Here is a 17068-nt window from a genome sequence, read left to right on the forward strand (position 1 = left end):
TTTCAGGCTTCTAGAGTAATCTGTATTTTCTATTTAGAAATTAGGCCAGCATCTTTCTTGTTTGAATTTATAGGTTGGCAGGCTGACTCTGCGGACGTCTTGTTGGTTGAACCATTCTTGCCAGCTAGGGTCGGCTCCTCGAACGTATAGTTCGCTCAGCTTGCGAAGGAATGATTCCCGATCCTCCGGTTGCGGCTTGTTCAGCCAGTCGGCAATGCTGGTCTGGGTTGCTTGCTTCAGTTGCTCGGATTCGTCCTCGGTCCATTCGCCCCATTGGCGGGTCTTGCGGGTATGGCCCACGACTTTGGCCATCCCGACATACCGGTTGGCGCTGCGATCATTGGACCACTCATAGGCTTCCAGTTTGCTTAGCAGCTCTTCGGTATCGCTGACGAGCAGGGCCAGCCTGTAAGGGTAATGACCACGGCCCGTTGCAGCGGTGTAGCTGATGTCCGAGAGCCGGATGCCGTCATGGCGCGACAGATAGTCCACATACGCTCGAACCAGCTCTTGCAGGCTTTCTTTGGATGCCGCCGAGAGGACAAACGGGAAGAGCTCGCGGGCTTCAGCAGGCCGCTCCGGCTCCTGATATTCCTCCAGAATGGTATGGCAATTCGTGCCCGAGAAGCCGAAATTGCTCACACCGCATCTGCGCGGAAGTTGTTCGGTCTCCCACGGCTTAAATTGCGTATTCACATAGAAAGGCGATTGCTCAAACGGAATCCGATGATTAAGGGCCTGAATGTTCACTGTTGCAGGAATCATTTTATGGGTAAGCATCAAGCTGCACTTCATAATACTGATCAGTCCAGACGCCGCATACAGGTGACCGATATTGGATTTCACGGAGCCAATCGCGCAGCTCTGACGCTGCTCCGCCTTGGTCGCAAATGCCTGCATCAGCGCATGGACCTCAATCGGATCGCCCAGCTTCGTCCCCGTACCGTGTGCTTCAATATATGAAATGTGGTCTGGCTGAAGCTCTGCCTTGGCCAATGTTTCAGTTACAAGTGCGGTCTGTGCTTCCGGATTAGGTGCCGACAACCCGACGGAATAGCCATCCTGGTTGCTATGCGCGGCGCGGATAATGGCATAAATCTGATCGTTGTCTTCCACCGCCTGTTCGTAAGGCTTGATCAGTACGGAGACAATGCCCTCTCCTTCGCCCGTACCATCTGCATCCTCTGCGAACGGCCTGGTATGTCCATCGGAGGATTCAATCCCCACGTCATCATGGGAGAGGACCGGCAGCACCTTCAGCTGCACACCGCCCACGATGGCCTGTTCGCAATCTCCGTTAGCAATCCCCTGGCAGGCCAGGTTCAGTGCTGACATGGAGGACGAACATGCGCTGTCCACCAGCATGCTTGGTCCCTTGAAGTCCATAAAGTAGGACAGCCGCCCGCTAATATTTGCACTTAGTACGCCCGTCGCTGTCTGCGTCTCCTGCGAATGCTTGAGCATGTCCTGATAGTGGCCGCCGTCCAAATCTGCAATATAGCCGACATAGACGCCCGTTCTGCTCGATCGCAGCGCTTCTCCTCCATACCCCGCATGCTCCATCGCCGTATAGGCGGTTTGCAGGAACAAACGTTGGGAAGGCGACATCGCAATCGCTTCGCGTTTCATTATTTTGAAGAACTCATGATCAAAGGTATCAATCGCATAGAGGAAGCCCGATTCGCGAATGCCTTTGGCTTCGGTGTCTCCCCTGCTGCTCATGTAAGCTTCGACATCCTTCATGCGTACAGAAGACAGCGGGCCAACACTCTCCACACCGCCGCACAAGTTGCTCCAGAACTGCTCGACATCCGCCGCACCGGGTACATTCGCAGCCATACCGATAATAGCCATCGCCGGGCTGTGCCCGTTCACACGTTCTCTCTGCTTCGGTGGCGCCTGCCCTGTCCTGCTTGGCTGTCTGTCAGCCTCCGTCTCACAGAGGTATGCAGCCAGCTTTCTTACGCTGGAGTGCGTGAAGAAATCTTCGACTTTGATCGTCTGCGGGTACGTATCATCCAATCGTGCTGCAATCTGATTGAGCAGCAGCGAATTAATGCCGTATTCAAAGAAATTATCATTCAACCCAATCGGCCATTCAGGTGCAAGCTCCTGGCAGATGGCCAGAATGTCGCGCTCCACCTCTCGCTGCTTGTCCTGCTGCGCTGCAACCGACTGCTCCACCGCTTGGTTCTGCTCGGCCGTTGCCCCCAGGCTTCCGCCACCGCATTCCTTGAGCAGCTCTGTGAATTCACCATTCTCGAACCGCTGCTTGAGCACATAACGCATCAGCTTGCCACTGGATGTTTTGGGGATTTGCCCGACTGGTATGACGTAGTCCAACATCAGTCCAATGCTTCGGGAGAAATGCTCCCGTAGCTTGCCAATCAGCGGTACGAACTTGCTTACGTCTCCTTTATGTACAACAAATGCCGCGAGCTTGTCCCGCTCTGCATCCTTATCCTGTACCGAGCAGATGGCGACCTTATTGATCTCTACCTTCTCTACTTTACTGGCGATGCGCTCCAGATCATGCGAGAAATAATTCTGGCCATTCACAATGACGAGATCCTGCAAGCGTCCAATGACAACCAGCCTGCCGTTGCACAAGAAGCCGATGTCACCCGTCCGGTACCATCCGTCTTTTGTGCGGCTGTCCCGGTTCGCCTGCTCATTAACATAATAGCCCTTGGATACATTCCCGCCTCTGATTTGAATCAGACCGAGCGTATCCTCGCCAAGCACGTTGTCGTCCTCATCCGTCAACCGGAACTCGCAGTTCTTGACCGGGAAACCCTCGTCCACATAGCAGGCGGCATCGGGATCGTTCTCATCGGTCATATAGTTCACCGGGCTGCCAACCGTCATCTGATTACGGTCAATGACCACCCGGGTAATCTGCTCTTCTCTGTAGTCTGGGAACGCTACAGCCAGTGATGCTTCGGCCATCCCATAGACCGGGAACATGACGGAGGGCTTCATGCCGTATTTCGCCGTCTTCTCCAGGAATTCATCGCATACCTTGACCGAGATCGGCTCCGCTCCATTGAAGATCAGACGCACGGAGGAGAAATCGAAGGTTTTATTGCGGCTCCGTTCCATGGCCATCAATGAGAATTTCAAGCCGAAATTCGGTGAGGTCAGGATCGTCGCTTGAACCTCCGAGATTTTGTCCAGCCAAAGGGCCGGCCTCATGACGAACAGCTTCGTCTCCATCGTATACTGCACCATATTCGCTGCCGTCACGGCCAGGTGACAGCCGATCAAGCCCATATCATGGGTCAGCGGCATCCACGATACGATCGTATCCTCCGGTCCCAAGGCGGCTCCCTCAATCATCGCATCGATGTTCGTGATCAGATTGGCATGCGTCAGCACCACACCCTTCGGCATCCCCGTGGAACCGGACGAGAACTGGATAAAAGCTGTATCCTCAGGCTGAGCCTCGTGAATGCTGCCTGCTCCACCCTCATAACCAAACGCTTCGTCGATATCCAGAAAGCGGCTTGCCAGCGAGTCATAATCGTACCCGCCCTGCTCCGCAAACGTTTTGAGCTTGGGCAGTGCTCCGGACTTGCCTATCACCACGCCATCTCCGAGAATCTGCAGCACATGATACAGCTTGCGGCGGTATTCATCCTTCTCCTCTGCGACAATCGGAACAGGGACGATGCCCCCCATCACGCTGGCCCAGAACATATGTATAAAGTGATAATTATCCTCCAGTTGAAAGACCAGATGATCGCCTTGCTTCAGTCCCTTGCTCTGCAGATACCCCAACAGAATTAACGATGTATCAAATAATTGCTGATACGAGCAATAGACCTCTTCCGACTTGCTCTTAATAAAACCAATGCCTCTGTCCTCCACCTCCCGCTTCATTTGAAACAGCTCGGTCAGCGTGGCGGCCTTTATCTGTAACGGACTAATGGATGGACTACTCAATGGGTTCACTCCCTATTGATGATTGTTCATTAATTTCCTTTTTTAAATATGAAGCCTATAGAGCGAACCTGTTTCTTATCAGGCTTTTAATAATAACGCCTGACTGCGTCCTTGAAGTTCATCGTAGCTTTGAGTCTCATGTGCAACGCACGCTCGGCTTTTTGCGCACCTCTCAGCTAGGGGCTCGAGGCATGGGCGATCAGGAAGGGCCGTTGAAGCGCCATTGAAGGAATGTTGAGGGCCCTCCGCCCGTCTTCCCGGTAACCCCTCCCGCTCTAACGCTTGCCACAGAGCCTTAGCAACCTTTTTTTACCCGTTTCCCATCCTAACGCTTGCCACGTGACGTTAGCGGCATAATTGGGCTCGTTTTAGCTCGTTTTAACCTCTTTTTCGCTTCTAAGGCTTCGTGGCAAGCGTTACAGCCGCGCTCGTGCCCAAATCGACCGCTAAGCGCTCCCCACAAGCGTTACATACTTGGCCCCCTCCTCCGGCTCGACCTCCCCAGGCTTTTAGGTCACTCGTGGACGTCCGTCTTCTCTTCACGCATGAATCCTCCGGCCAAAAGGCCGGAGAGGCACGGAATCGAATCTGGTCCACGCTTTCTGGAAGAAAGCGACTTCGGGAGCATACGCTACGAAGCGTTCGCCTGAGAGCTTTTCGCAGAAAAGCTAGCTTCGAAAGCATAAGCTGTCCCCGGATTTCAACCGCTAAAGCGGTTAGATAATCAAGAAATCTGGGGACAACAGCGATCGTAAGATCGATCCGTGACTGTAGGCTTCCTGTTTCAACAACCTGACTTATTAGGAGTGGGCTACTAGGCTGACCAGATGCTCCTGCATAACCTCACTCAGAATATCCAAGCCCTGCATAAGATTGGCTTCCTCAATCGTTAACGGCGGCAATAGCTTGATTACCGCATCCTCTCTGCCCGCTCGCTCAACGATCAACCCTCTGTTGAAGCACTCCGATACAATGGTGCGCGTCAGATCCGACCCTCCAACCTTGGCCATGTCAATGCCCCAGATCATGCCGATGCCGCGAATCTCAATGTCCTTATGCAAGGCAGCAACCTTGGATTGCAGCACCTGCCTGATGGTTGCCTCATGCCTCTGCACCTGCCGGTCCAGATCCATCATCTCCCGCAGCTCCAACGCAGCAATCGATGTTACAAACGCCAGCTGATTGCCACGGAATGTCCCGTTGTGTTCTCCGGCACTCCACAGGTCTAGCTCCGGCTTCATCAGCAGCAGCGACATGGGCAAGCCATAACCGCTAATGGACTTAGACAGGGTGACGATGTCGGGGACAATACCCGCGTGCTCAAACGAGAAGAAGCTTCCGGTTCTGCCGCAGCCCACCTGAATGTCATCGCAGATTAACAGGATGTCATACTTGCGGCAGAGCTTCTCCAAACTTTTCATCCAGTCACTCGATACCGGAATGATACCTCCTTCTGCCTGTACCGACTCAAAAATAATGGCCGCCGGAACCTCGATGCCCGAGTGATCATCCGTCAACACGTTCTCGATATAATCAATGGTGTCGAAGCTGCCCATGAAGCCGTGCGGGTACGGCATGAACGTCACGTTATTCAGCGGCATGCCCGCCCCTTTTCTGCTGCTTCTGCTGCTGGTAGCAGACAAGCTACCAATCGACATGCCATGGAAGGCACCCATGAAGGAGAAGATCGTCTCTCTTTTCTTCACTTTTCTGGCCAGCTTGAGCGCTGCTTCTACCGCATTCGTACCCGTTGATCCGCAAAACTGCAGCTTGTAGTCCAACCCTCTGGGCGCCAGTACGCTGCTTACGAACTTGTCGATGAAAGCTCGCTTGGCACCTGTATACATGTCCAATCCATGTGTAATTCCATCGGATTGAATGTAAGCCAGCAGCTGCGACTTGATATAGTCATTGTTGTGGCCATAGTTCAGCGCACCTGCGCCGGCAAAAAAATCAATATAGGTCTTGCCCGATTCGGCATAAATGTTCTCATTCTTAGCTGTCGTGAACACATCATCGAACAGTCGGCAGTAGGAACGAACATTGGATTCGTGAGTCTCAAATGTCAGCACGATACACATTCCCCTTAAGATTGGATTAGTGAGGACTCCTTGCTCAAAATCAAATTCATGCTGTTCACGATTTCCGTTGTACGCTCGTTAATAAAAAAATGCGTGCCTTGAAACGGATAATAAGCACAATTGCGCTGTGCGTACTGCTGCCACTCCATCATGCTGCCATAGGCAATGTCGGACTCACTGTTAAATAGACTGACCTCACATGCAAACGCGGCTCTTCCTAGTGGCAACCGGTATTCCTCGACCGCTTTGATATCGTTTCTCAATAAGCGGAAGAGCATATCCGCAAATTCCTTGTCTGCTGCAAGCGCCTCAGGAATACCGCCCAGCTCGCACATGCTTGCTCTGAAGCTCGCGTGATCCAGCAGATGATGCCCCTTGGACACATAGCGATGGGGCGGTGTCATCCCGGAGATAATCACATGCTCAGGCATCGGTCCCCCTGAGGCGGCCAGTCTGCCGTATGCCTCCAAAAGGACATAAGCGCCCATACTGTGACCGAATAGGCTAAAGGGGCCGGGGCTTGTCCCAATCTCGGCAATCACATGCTCTGCCATCTGACCAATGGTCGTGCAGAGCGGCTCGGAGGATCTGCCTCCTCTGCCAGGCAGCTCAACTGGAACCAACTGAATGCTGGGCTCAAGCCCCCGCTTCCATTTCAGGTACGTAAAAGAAAAACCTCCCGCATAAGGAATGGTAAAGAGCTTCATACACCTGCTCCCTCCAATTCCCTGACGGGAGCGGGTAGTCCCGCTCTGCTTACGGACGTCTCATAGCTGAATGCTTGTACATCCGGTGCCGTCGACCCGAGCAAGCGGGTCAGAATTTGTCCGCTGCCAAGCTCAACGAATGTGTCCGTATTCTGTTTGGTTATGTATTGAATGGTGTGATGCCATTTCACTGGATGCTGAAGCTGCAGTAGCAGATTCTCTATGGTGGAAAACTCCGTGTAAGGTTGCGTGGATACATTTGAAACAACGGGATATCGGGGTGTTGTAATCGTACAGCCTTGGAGGAAACCCCTTAGTTCCTCCACCGCATCACGCATCAGAGGCGTGTGGTACGGTGCATTTCCGTCAAGACGCTTGTAGGAAGCCCCAAGCCGCTTGGCTTGTTTCTCCAGCGTGGCTACATCTCTTTCTCTGCCAGCCACACACACCTGCTGGTCAGAGTTGTAACAGCTGATCCAGACCTGGGCCCCGCTTCTGCGCATCTGCTTGCAGAGCCCCTCGACTTCTGATTCGCTGATTTTGAAGATCACACTCATTACGCCTGAATGCTCCGCCATCACCCGCTTGGCAAGCTCAGAGCGATAGGTGACAAGCGGCAAAGCCTGCTCAAAGGCTAACATACCTGCACACGTCAGTGCCGTGTATTCTCCAAGACTATGGCCGGCTGCGATCATGGGTTTCATACTGTAGTGCCTATGTATATGCCTATACGTTGCTACGCCCGCCGTTAGGATAACAGGTGCGCTGACAGCAATATCCATTAACCTGCCTGTGTCGTCATTAAAACAAATATCTGCTATGTTATAGCCAAGAATTTCCGAAGCCTCTGTAAAAGTTTGTCTTACGGTATTGCTTTCCTGATACAGCTCTAGCAACATTCCTTTTCGTTGAGAAGACTGCCCTGGAAAAATAAATGCAAATTTACTCATGCAGCTCACCTTTCATAGAAAAAATGATCTGACAAATACTTCATTAACAAAATCTACTAGTTTGATATAAACGCTTATTTTATTTTTTAAACAGGGCCAATTATTTATTTTTTTTGTTAATATATACGCCTTTTTTTGGTTAAATAAATCTCTAGTCAAACAGTACCCATTTAAATCCAAACCGTCAATATAGTCAAAAAGTCGCTACTGTACCTATCCCCCTATGCTGCCTGTGGAAAATAACATAGAATAGAAGGGAATAAAATAATTCCTCTCTTATTGGAAAATAGAAGCTTACATAGGCTTAAAGCTGCGTCATCCCGTGATTTCCAAATGAAGATCTACCTATCGCATACATCGTCTTAACCCAAACATATTTCGCTTCTCCTAAACCTTTCATCCCGGGACTTTAGTTCTGTAGCGGAAGGCTAAAACATGGATATGTTTTTATTGTTAAGCGTTAGAATTCGACTAACTGAATGGAGTGTGCCATCGTGGAACGACGCAAAACAGTCCTTATTATAGAAGATGAAAAAGACATTTCCCGCATTCTCAGGGACTATTTGACCAAAAACAACTATGAGGCTGCCGTAGCAGGAAATGGTGCAGATGGACTACAGATGATGGAGATGCTGCAGCCGGATTTTATCATTCTGGATATTATGCTGCCCGATATGGATGGCATCGACGTCTGTAGAGAAATCCGAAAAAGAAACAATATCCCGATTTTAATCTTGAGCGCACGCGGTAGTGACACCGATAAAGTGCTTGGACTTGGGTTCGGTGCGGATGATTATATGACCAAGCCTTTCTCTCTGAGCGAGCTGCTCGCCCGTATAAATGCGCATTTCCGCCGGTACGAAAGCATGCCGGTTCAGCCGCCGCAGCAGCAGGATCCGGACATACTTCAACTGGGCAGCCTCGTCATTGATAAGAAAGCTTACAAAGTAACGCTTGAAGGGAAGGAAATTTCTCTGTCAGCCAAAGAATTTCAAATGCTGCATCATCTTGCGAGCCATAAAAACCAGGTTTTCTCTAAATCACAGCTGCTTGATGCCATCTGGGGCTATACCTCACACGGGGACGAGAACACAGTAACCGTTTATATACGCAGACTCCGAGAAAAAATTGAGAGCGACCCCTCCAAGCCAAGCTATTTGAAGACGGTTTGGGGTGTCGGCTATAAGTTCAGTCAGGACTAACCCGGATAGGAGAAACAAACATGTCTTTTCAACTATGGACCAAAAAATGGCTTGTAGCTGTTACCGTCTGCCTGATTGTCTCAACAACCTGCAGCCTAATCTTGCTTGTGAATACCTTAATGAACGGGACATCGGATCCAAAATACGTCGTAAATCAGGTCCGCTTAGCCGGCAATCCAATCATCCTCTATCTGGAGAGGAATGGAAGAAATCTTGATCGTGCGAATGTGCGTGAAGCCCTGCTGGCCCCCTCGATAAATTCCATTTTATTCAAGATCTCCATAGGTTGGAACAGCACCTTGGCATCGGCTGGTTTTGGGCTGTCGCTCTAAGACGATGCCTGGGTAGGACAGACGCTTGGCGGCCCTCACCACTAAGCTTGCTTTGTCTGAAAAAGGCTCATAGGCAAGTAGCGCCAGCTTTGCAAACTTTTAATATCGACCGTATGACTCCGCGGTTGCCGCACGTTAATTCTGTACCTTGATTCTACCGTGGAGACCGTATACGGCAACCAGTAGAGAGCGTAATTGGATTAGATATTCCACAAGAACGGACGCAAAACCAACCACACCTGCTCTTATGTATGAAGGGGATCGTCGATTCTGGCGAACGCCCGTCTGCACGCTGTCAATAAAAGTTCGAGCAATATCCTGCCTTTTGTTCAGCAGACATTAACCATGCTTGGTTCCCGTCACGTGCGCTATGCGCGTTTTGACAAAGGCTTTAGCAGAGAGGTGTTCCATGCTTTTTGGCAGTCGCGACAGATCGGGTATGCCTGAAAAATAAATGGACCGAGCGTCTAGCGAATCAAATCAAAACCTGCGAGAAGTGTGAGGATTGGATCATTGAAGTACTACAAAGCCAAGACGTAGGAGAAGACGCGCCGTTTCGCCGTCATCCTCAAGATGCCACGCCGGGACGACGATCAGTCACAGCTTGAACTCGACTTGCTTTAGGCAGTACGAAGCAATGGTGACCATAGAAGCCAGGGAATTCATCGACTTATGGCGCTCCTACAACTAGCGGTTCTTATAGAAAACTACATTTAAGGAAGGAAGAATAGATTTGCCATCCATCGCATTCCTATATTGTCGTTTGACACTAATGAAATCGATCTATGCTTGAAACTGCTCAACTACAATTTCTTTAATCGATTAAAGCAACACGTGCTGTGAGGCGATTCATCAATTTTATACCGTTAAGCGAGTCCGACGAGAGTTCTTCCGCTCTAGTGCCGTACTGGTACGCCATGTCAGGAAAGTGACGCTAAAGCTAGGCTCGCAACCTCCCAAACCAAGGCGCCAACTAGCCTTCGCCAAACCTAGGAAATCAAAGTTTACGATGACTCAAGCCAATTTCCGTTCTTCGAGACTTGAGTTATTAATACAAAATGTACTATATTGAACCTTTTTTAAATGATAATTTAAAGAGATTTTTAAATTTAATTCCAACCCAACAAAATCATTTATTATTAAAAATTAAATATTAATACTTTCTTCGGCGTCAAGTCGGTTCTTTTTAACTACTGTCATCAAAAATCCTGTAAATTGCTCGCTGAATTTTTTCAATGACAGCTTAATCCTCCCTAAGGGTGGGTCAACAATACGAGCATAGTTCCCATCTATCCTTTCAAGAACCACATAATGTTCTTGGTTCCAATGTAGAATTGCTGGTAGGGTAACCTGCTTAAATTGATTAATACTCTCAATGCGGTAAGCTTTAACATCAAATCCGATATTTTCAGCTATTTTTTTTAATTGCAATAACGTCATGCCATCCCGTCCGATATTTGCCTGTTCACGTAAACTATATAATGAAATTTCCTTTTGATAGTAGGCTGAGATCATAGCAAGGCAACAAAGTCCACACTCTGAATGATGGATCTGAGCGATATATGGCACACGCCTACGGGCCATTACATTCTCTCCCTTCTTCTTTGATTCAAAATCATACACTCAACCATAAGTGGAAGAAAAGAAATCTTCATTCTCCAAATTCAAAATGTTAGGAACTTTATCCGGAAATGCCTGCTTTAATAACCCAAATCCAATCCCCGCCAAACCAGCCATTAATCCTTTTATATCAAAAGCACGATGGACACCCGGTGTAGTCCATGGTTTATCTTTGAGAAGTCTAAGCAGATGTGCTCTAACTACATTTAAAGTATCATCATTGCGATCAAGAACTTTATTAGCAAAAAGTAATATTTCCAATTGCCCAAAATCACCGTGACAATAAACAGGTTCTGTTCCAAAACCTAATTTGAGAGTTGTTTCCAGTGCAATATTAATTTCTTGAGCAATACTTGCATCCCAATATCCGTTTTCTAATAAGCGGACTCGTGATAACAATACGCCTGGTGCTCCATGACACCATGTCACCTTTGCTGTATGGTTAGGAGAAATCCAATTCTTTAATTCAGCATCATAATTTGCCCGCTCATACTTTAATCCTTTTTCGATATATTCTAAGTACACCGCAAGCTGAGTTACCCTGTATAATGCCGATAATGGAGCAATAATTCCAGAAACACCATGAGAATACCCAACAAAGGGCTCATCATCTGTTTTCGTCAACCAAGCTATGCTGCCATCCGGCAGTGTTTTAGCGTTCTGAAGCACATGCTCTGCGCATTTCTCAGCGCCTTGCAACGCTTCTAGCCAGCCTGTTCCATGATATATATGTAAGAGTATATCAATAGCTCCAGCTGCACCACTTATATAATCGAATTCAACGTCTTTCTTAACGAGTTGACAATAATAAGGAAGATATTCTTTAACTAATTGTAGTAATTGTCCATCATTCCATAAGCGTGATAATTGATATGCAACAAATATGCCTCCACCGATGTTGCCATTTCCAAATGCTCCAATACCTAACGATACTTCATTTAGTTTACCTTTATCTCTCAGGATTTCTAGCATCGGTTGCAATGCTTTTCGAGCCATACGTTTGTATTCGCTTTTTGCAGTCAGTTCAGCTAAATAACCCAAGAATAAAGCAATCCCACTATTACCACTATATAGGTCATACCCTACTGGAGATAGCCTGAGATTCCTCTCCTCATGACTGGATACTAAACCAATCCATGTTATGTCATCGACTTTAGTGTTCAAAGATACAACTGCCGATTGAACGAGATATTCTCCAATTGAAGTAGCTAATCGGACATACTCTGCTTTCCAGTTAGATTCCAAAGCTTCGTTTGAGTCAATAATTCGAAATTCAGGAATACTATATGAGTAAAGGTCAGGCCTGGACGCCAAGACAGACATATTTAATAATTGCAACTGCCCTCTTAAATCCTTTTCGTCCATTTTTTCGATTTTGTTCATTACAACATCTATCCCTGATTGTTCGAATAACTGAGGAATCCGCTCACCACCTGATGCCCAAACATCTATTTCAGACGGATCGGTATAAAAGATAGGGATATCCCCGTCTTCAATATCCCGTATCTCGTGAGAAACCAATTTTAATTGCTTAGGATCTGCTAAACATTTCAACCACAATCGATGTACAACAACCTTACGATCTAATTCATCTCGCAATAAGTCAGGATGATAGAGTGTACGAATTAATTCACTATACGATTCACTACTTCGCACAATCACTCTAACTCTAACGTTATCAAACTCTCGAATCATTTCTCTCAGTCTTTTCTTGTTTCCAATTATGATCCTGTAAGCTTGAGAAAAACCTTCTACAATGTCATTAACATATCGATAACTGTCGATAACTTCGTCCTTGTAGGATGGAAGATTATTGCCCTCCCCTATTTGGCCTACGCCTCTTTCTAACCTCATTTGATCCGTACCTCTGTGAGCTAAACGCATAACATTATGTATTTCTTTCCCACCAGATCCAAAGATACCACTAACATCTACACCTGGATGAGTTTCTGTTCCGAAAATATATTGCGGCAGCATACCTGAAGACATGACAGAATTCTCTAGCAACTCAGAGGCATGGCCATTTGCATTTTTTCCATATATTTTTAAATTTATGGAACGATGAAACAGGGATTCTAAATCAATAGCAACCGGGCTAGATCCATGTGCAATAATATTTTCGTAATGGAAATCTGTAGCGTTTAACATGTACATGATTGCCAATTGTATCCCCATATTATGATAAAATCCCTTGATCTGATCTATTGATACACACTCAGAGAAATCTATAAACTCTGTCCAACCGTAACTTTCGCAATCTATAATTTTCATCATTTTAATCTGAGGAATACCAAAACACATCATATTAGACAAAACTTTATAATAACCTTCATCAACCTTTAAAGAACGGGGCTTATAAACCAATTTATTCCCCTTTGCAAACTCTAAAATCGTCACACTTCTTCCATTATGAGTGTCCCCTGCTCCAATATGAATCTTAATAAGCTTACCGAATTGCTTGACCTCAGGCATATGTAAAACAATTCTTGAATAGTCATCCTCGAACCTATGTAATATTTCACAAATATGAACAACCCATTTTTCAGTTGCACGAAGTAATGAACGAATTAACATAGGATACTCAAATGCCAATTGCTTTAAATACTCTTTATCATAAAGTAATTTTTCAAAATACTGATATCTTTCTTGTGAACTCTCTCCGTGCAATAGACCTTGATCTTTAAATACATTCATCTCTAAAATAAGAGTTTTACAACTATAATCCATGATTTTTTCGAATAAAGACGGTAATGCACTTTTGAAAATAGTAGCATTTGTATGCAAATCCGCATCATTATTTCTACCGTTTTTTTCAAATAAATCAATAGCCAGTATAAAGAAACGTTCAACGAATCCAGAAAACAAAGGTGGGTTAAAAAAGAAGTCTTCCATTGAGCAATTCAGTAGCTCTTCCCACTCGAATCTCCATTTTGAGTCATTTTTCTCTAAATTAAAAATGGTTTCAACCTCAAGGCTTGATACTTCCCTAAGGCTCATTTTTAAATATTCTTCTTTGTCATAAAAAAATTTTTTCCAGTAATTTATCTTCTCAGAAGCATTTATCACTTTAAAATCACACCCTTTCAATAGTATAAAGTTAATTATTGAAACAAATCTATAAATTCTGATCCAGAATCTATCAAATGAAGCGGAGGGTATTTCATACTGCACAATAGGCAAGCATTATCTACAATGCTCCTAAGTACAAGAAATACCCTCCTAATAGAATCCATGCAAATAAACTTACTCGCTAATCCAAGACCAATATCACTTAAGTAGTACAATAAAATAACATTTCCCCTTCATTGCACTGTTATCAAATTTAAAAATTATAAAACTACCAACTACAACCTGATAAAAGCGTCCAGATAGTACAATTCTTCGTAAGGCTAGGACGATGAGGAAAGTTACCACCAACCACTGTCTCCATTTCAGTATCTGTCAATTCGGACAGTACACTACCTACTGGATTACAAGTATCAAGCTCGACATTTTCCATTTGATTTTTCCAATTCATAGTTATCACCTCCTTTCATAAACTTTATCCTTGCGTGCATTTAAGATTCACCCCCAAATGAAAAGCTGAATGTAGCGCATTAAATACCCAATTCATATTCACAATTGCATTATAAATCTCTACATTCCACAAGAGCTATAAAGAAATCCATCTAATTATATTTTTTAAATACTTTTTATAGACATTATAGTAAATGATGTAAACTTATTGTTTGCATGATATCATAAAACATTATACCAAGTAAAGGGGGAATTTATAAAAATTCCTGAAGAGATATATTGATAGATAGATACGATTATCAAATTAATTAGGTACCAGTAGAAATCTCATCCCTCTTTTAGTAAGACCTCTCGAGGAGTAAGAAGGAGCTTAATCTATTTTCTGGGAGATTCATGAATTTGCCTATGACGTTTAATTTCTTCCGTTCTTTCACCAAATGAAAATTCCGTCTCCATAACAGAGTGGATCATTCATGACATTCACCTCAAAATTATTTACATAATTTATAGAATAAAAAAACAGAATTTCAATCAAAATGAAACGCAATTTAGATATTACCCATTTAAATACAATTAGTCAATATAGTAAAAAAGTCACTACTGCACCTATTCCCCTTTGCTGCCTGTGGAAAATAACATAGAATAGAAGAGAAGCTATTAGGGTCTTCCTTATGGGATAATAAAAAGTTTTATTGGTTCAAAACTGCGTTATCCGGTCATTTCATAACTAAAATAGAAAGCTTACAAGGTAACGATTGAAGGAAAAGAGGTCTCTCTCTCCGCCAAAGAATTTCAGATGCTGCATCATCTTGCGAGCCATAAAAATCAGGTCTTCTCCAAATCGCAGCTGCTTGATGCCATCTGGGGTTATACCTCACACGGGGATGAGAATACAGTAACCGTCTATATACGCAGACTCCGAGAAAAAATTGAGACCGATCCCTCCAAGCCTAGCTATTTGAAGACGGTTTGGGGAGTCGGCTATAAGTTCAGTCAGGACTAACCCGGATAGGAGAAACCATCATGTCTTTTCAACTATGGAACAAAAAATGGCTTGTAGCTGTTACGCTATGCCTGATTACCTCAATCATCTGCAGCCTGCTCCTGCTTTTGTATGTCATCACGTCAACTGGGGCATCCGACCCAAAATATGTCGTGAATCAGGTTCGGTTAGCCGGCAATCCGATCATCCTTTACCTTGAACGGAATGGAAGCCATCTTGATCGTGCGGATGTGCGTGAGGCCCTGCTTGCCTTAACGGAATCCAGTCAAATCAAGGCGATGTATGCAGAGCTGGACGGAACAGTTACCTTTAATTCCGCCGGCGCGCTGCCCCAGCGCAAGCTCAATCTCCAGACGGAGCTGCACTACGATTTGCATGATGCCGCGACCATGGGGAATGAATTCCGGATTGCCTTTCCGATCGTAGATGAGTTGAGCCAGACGCTGACTGGTAACGTGATCTTAACGCTACCGAGCAACAAGGTGATTCAACCCACCTCCTATAAGCTTCCGATTGCGCTATTCCTTATGGCTTCTGCCCTCTCCCTGCTGTGCGCCATGCTCGCTCTCACGATTAGACGAAAGCTCAAGCGGGAGATGATTACCCCCATCCATACGTTGAAGCAGCATGCGGAAGCGATCCTGAAGGGCAACTATGAGACCCGGATCCAGTACGACCGAATGGATGAGCTGGGCGAGTTATACACCATGTTTGACTTGATGCGGACTGAAATCATGCATTTGAGTATGGAACGAATTACACGTGAAAAGGCGCAAAAGGAGCTCGTCACCAATATTTCGCATGAGCTCAAAACACCCTTGACGACGATGAAAGCCTACATCGATGCCATCCTGGAGGGCGTCTGTTCGGATGAGGAAATGATGATGGAGTATGTCGAGGTGATGCGCGGCAATACCGACAAAATGGCACGTCTTGTCGAAGATCTGCTGATCCATGCGCTGCAGGAGCTGGGTCAGATTTCGGTGGAGCCCCAGGAGCAATATAGTCAAGAAGTCCTTGAGCCAATGCTGAAGACGATCGGACACTATGTTCGTACCAACGGTCTTCTCTACACTCCGCCCCGGGAGATCCCGAATGTCCTGGTCCGGATCGATTCCGTTCGCATTGAACAGGTCATTTCCAATCTCGTATCCAATGCACTCAAGCATACGACCCCTGGAGACAGCATTCGCATCAATACCCAACTCGAGCCCGGCCAGCTGAGAATCACAATTGCCGACTCAGGCAAAGGGATCCGTGCGCAGGATATGCCGTTCATTTTTGAGCGTTACTTCAAGGGACGCGCCAGCGACCCTGGCACCGAGGGCGTCCAGAAAGGCACAGGCCTCGGACTCTCGATATGCAAAACCATCATCGAAGCCCACGGCGGCCAAATCTCCTTTACCAGCAAAGAAAAAGAAGGTACCGTCTTCCACTTCACCCTCCCGGTCTAGTCAGAATTTCAACTTTTGAAATCGTGCCGATAGGTACGGAATCGATTCTGGTCAACGCTTTCTGCAAGAAAGCGACTTCGGGAGCATATGCTGCGGAGCGCTCGCCTTTGTTCCCGGATTTCACCCCTTACAGGGGTACAAAAATCAAAGAAATCCGGGAACAACAGCGTTCGTAAGAACGATCCGTTACCTTGAGGCTTACACATTTCAACCCTCGAATTTCTGTAATACTTTATTTATAACTTGATAATGGTTTTT

At 46.2% G+C, this 17068-nt stretch carries 10 protein-coding genes and 1 pseudogene; 4 read left to right on the top strand and 7 right to left on the bottom strand.

What is annotated here, in order from left to right; genetic code table 11:
* Window positions 1–33 precede the first annotated feature (33 nt).
* From F556_RS0121510 to F556_RS0121525, 4 genes are all read right to left on the bottom strand, one after another.
* Entirely contained in the window at window positions 34–3945 is a 3912-nt protein-coding gene (locus F556_RS0121510; RefSeq protein ID WP_020619069.1) for a beta-ketoacyl synthase N-terminal-like domain-containing protein, read from the bottom strand.
* An 800-nt stretch (window positions 3946–4745) separates the two neighbouring features.
* Window positions 4746–6026, bottom strand: coding sequence for a diaminobutyrate--2-oxoglutarate transaminase (gene ectB / locus F556_RS0121515; RefSeq protein WP_020619070.1), 1281 nt, complete (start codon window positions 6024–6026; stop codon window positions 4746–4748).
* Between the two features lie 5 nt (window positions 6027–6031).
* Window positions 6032–6733 carry a thioesterase II family protein gene (locus F556_RS36510; protein ID WP_020619071.1) on the bottom strand — a complete coding sequence of 234 codons (702 nt, stop codon included), beginning with the start codon at window positions 6731–6733 and terminating at the stop codon, window positions 6032–6034.
* Window positions 6730–7683 carry an ACP S-malonyltransferase gene (locus F556_RS0121525; RefSeq protein WP_020619072.1) on the bottom strand — a complete coding sequence of 318 codons (954 nt, stop codon included), beginning with the start codon at window positions 7681–7683 and terminating at the stop codon, window positions 6730–6732. The genes F556_RS36510 and F556_RS0121525 overlap by 4 nt, the downstream gene beginning before the upstream one ends.
* A gap of 494 nt (window positions 7684–8177) precedes the next feature.
* Here F556_RS0121525 and F556_RS0121530 point away from each other — a divergent pair, with 494 nt between their 5' ends.
* Entirely contained in the window at window positions 8178–8885 is a 708-nt protein-coding gene (locus tag F556_RS0121530) for a response regulator transcription factor (RefSeq protein ID WP_020619073.1), read from the top strand.
* A gap of 20 nt (window positions 8886–8905) precedes the next feature.
* Window positions 8906–9217 (top strand): hypothetical protein, encoded by a 312-nt coding sequence (locus F556_RS0121535; protein WP_020619074.1) that lies wholly within the window; start codon window positions 8906–8908, stop codon window positions 9215–9217.
* A 1146-nt stretch (window positions 9218–10363) separates the two neighbouring features.
* On the opposite strand, the gene F556_RS0121540 is transcribed toward F556_RS0121535, so the two are convergent.
* The 3 genes from F556_RS0121540 to F556_RS37270 form a co-directional block, all read right to left on the bottom strand.
* A complete protein-coding gene (locus F556_RS0121540; protein WP_245583110.1) occupies window positions 10364–10786 on the bottom strand; it encodes a cysteine peptidase family C39 domain-containing protein in 423 nt (140 codons plus the stop codon).
* A 54-nt stretch (window positions 10787–10840) separates the two neighbouring features.
* A complete protein-coding gene (locus F556_RS0121545) occupies window positions 10841–14008 on the bottom strand; it encodes a type 2 lanthipeptide synthetase LanM family protein (protein ID WP_245583116.1) in 3168 nt (1055 codons plus the stop codon).
* A gap of 166 nt (window positions 14009–14174) precedes the next feature.
* Window positions 14175–14354 (bottom strand): hypothetical protein, encoded by a 180-nt coding sequence (locus F556_RS37270; protein WP_083938088.1) that lies wholly within the window; start codon window positions 14352–14354, stop codon window positions 14175–14177.
* A gap of 738 nt (window positions 14355–15092) precedes the next feature.
* On the opposite strand from F556_RS37270, the pseudogene F556_RS34805 reads away from it, so the two are divergent.
* Together F556_RS34805 and F556_RS0121555 are read left to right on the top strand one after the other, a co-directional pair.
* Window positions 15093–15356 (top strand): annotated as a pseudogene (locus tag F556_RS34805) (winged helix-turn-helix domain-containing protein); the annotation flags it as partial.
* Between the two features lie 20 nt (window positions 15357–15376).
* Entirely contained in the window at window positions 15377–16810 is a 1434-nt protein-coding gene (locus F556_RS0121555; protein WP_020619078.1) for a sensor histidine kinase, read from the top strand.
* The last annotated feature ends 258 nt before the right edge of the window (window positions 16811–17068 follow it).

The sequence above is a fragment of the Paenibacillus daejeonensis DSM 15491 genome (assembly GCF_000378385.1).
GTDB classification, from domain to species: domain Bacteria; phylum Bacillota; class Bacilli; order Paenibacillales; family Paenibacillaceae; genus Paenibacillus_D; species Paenibacillus_D daejeonensis.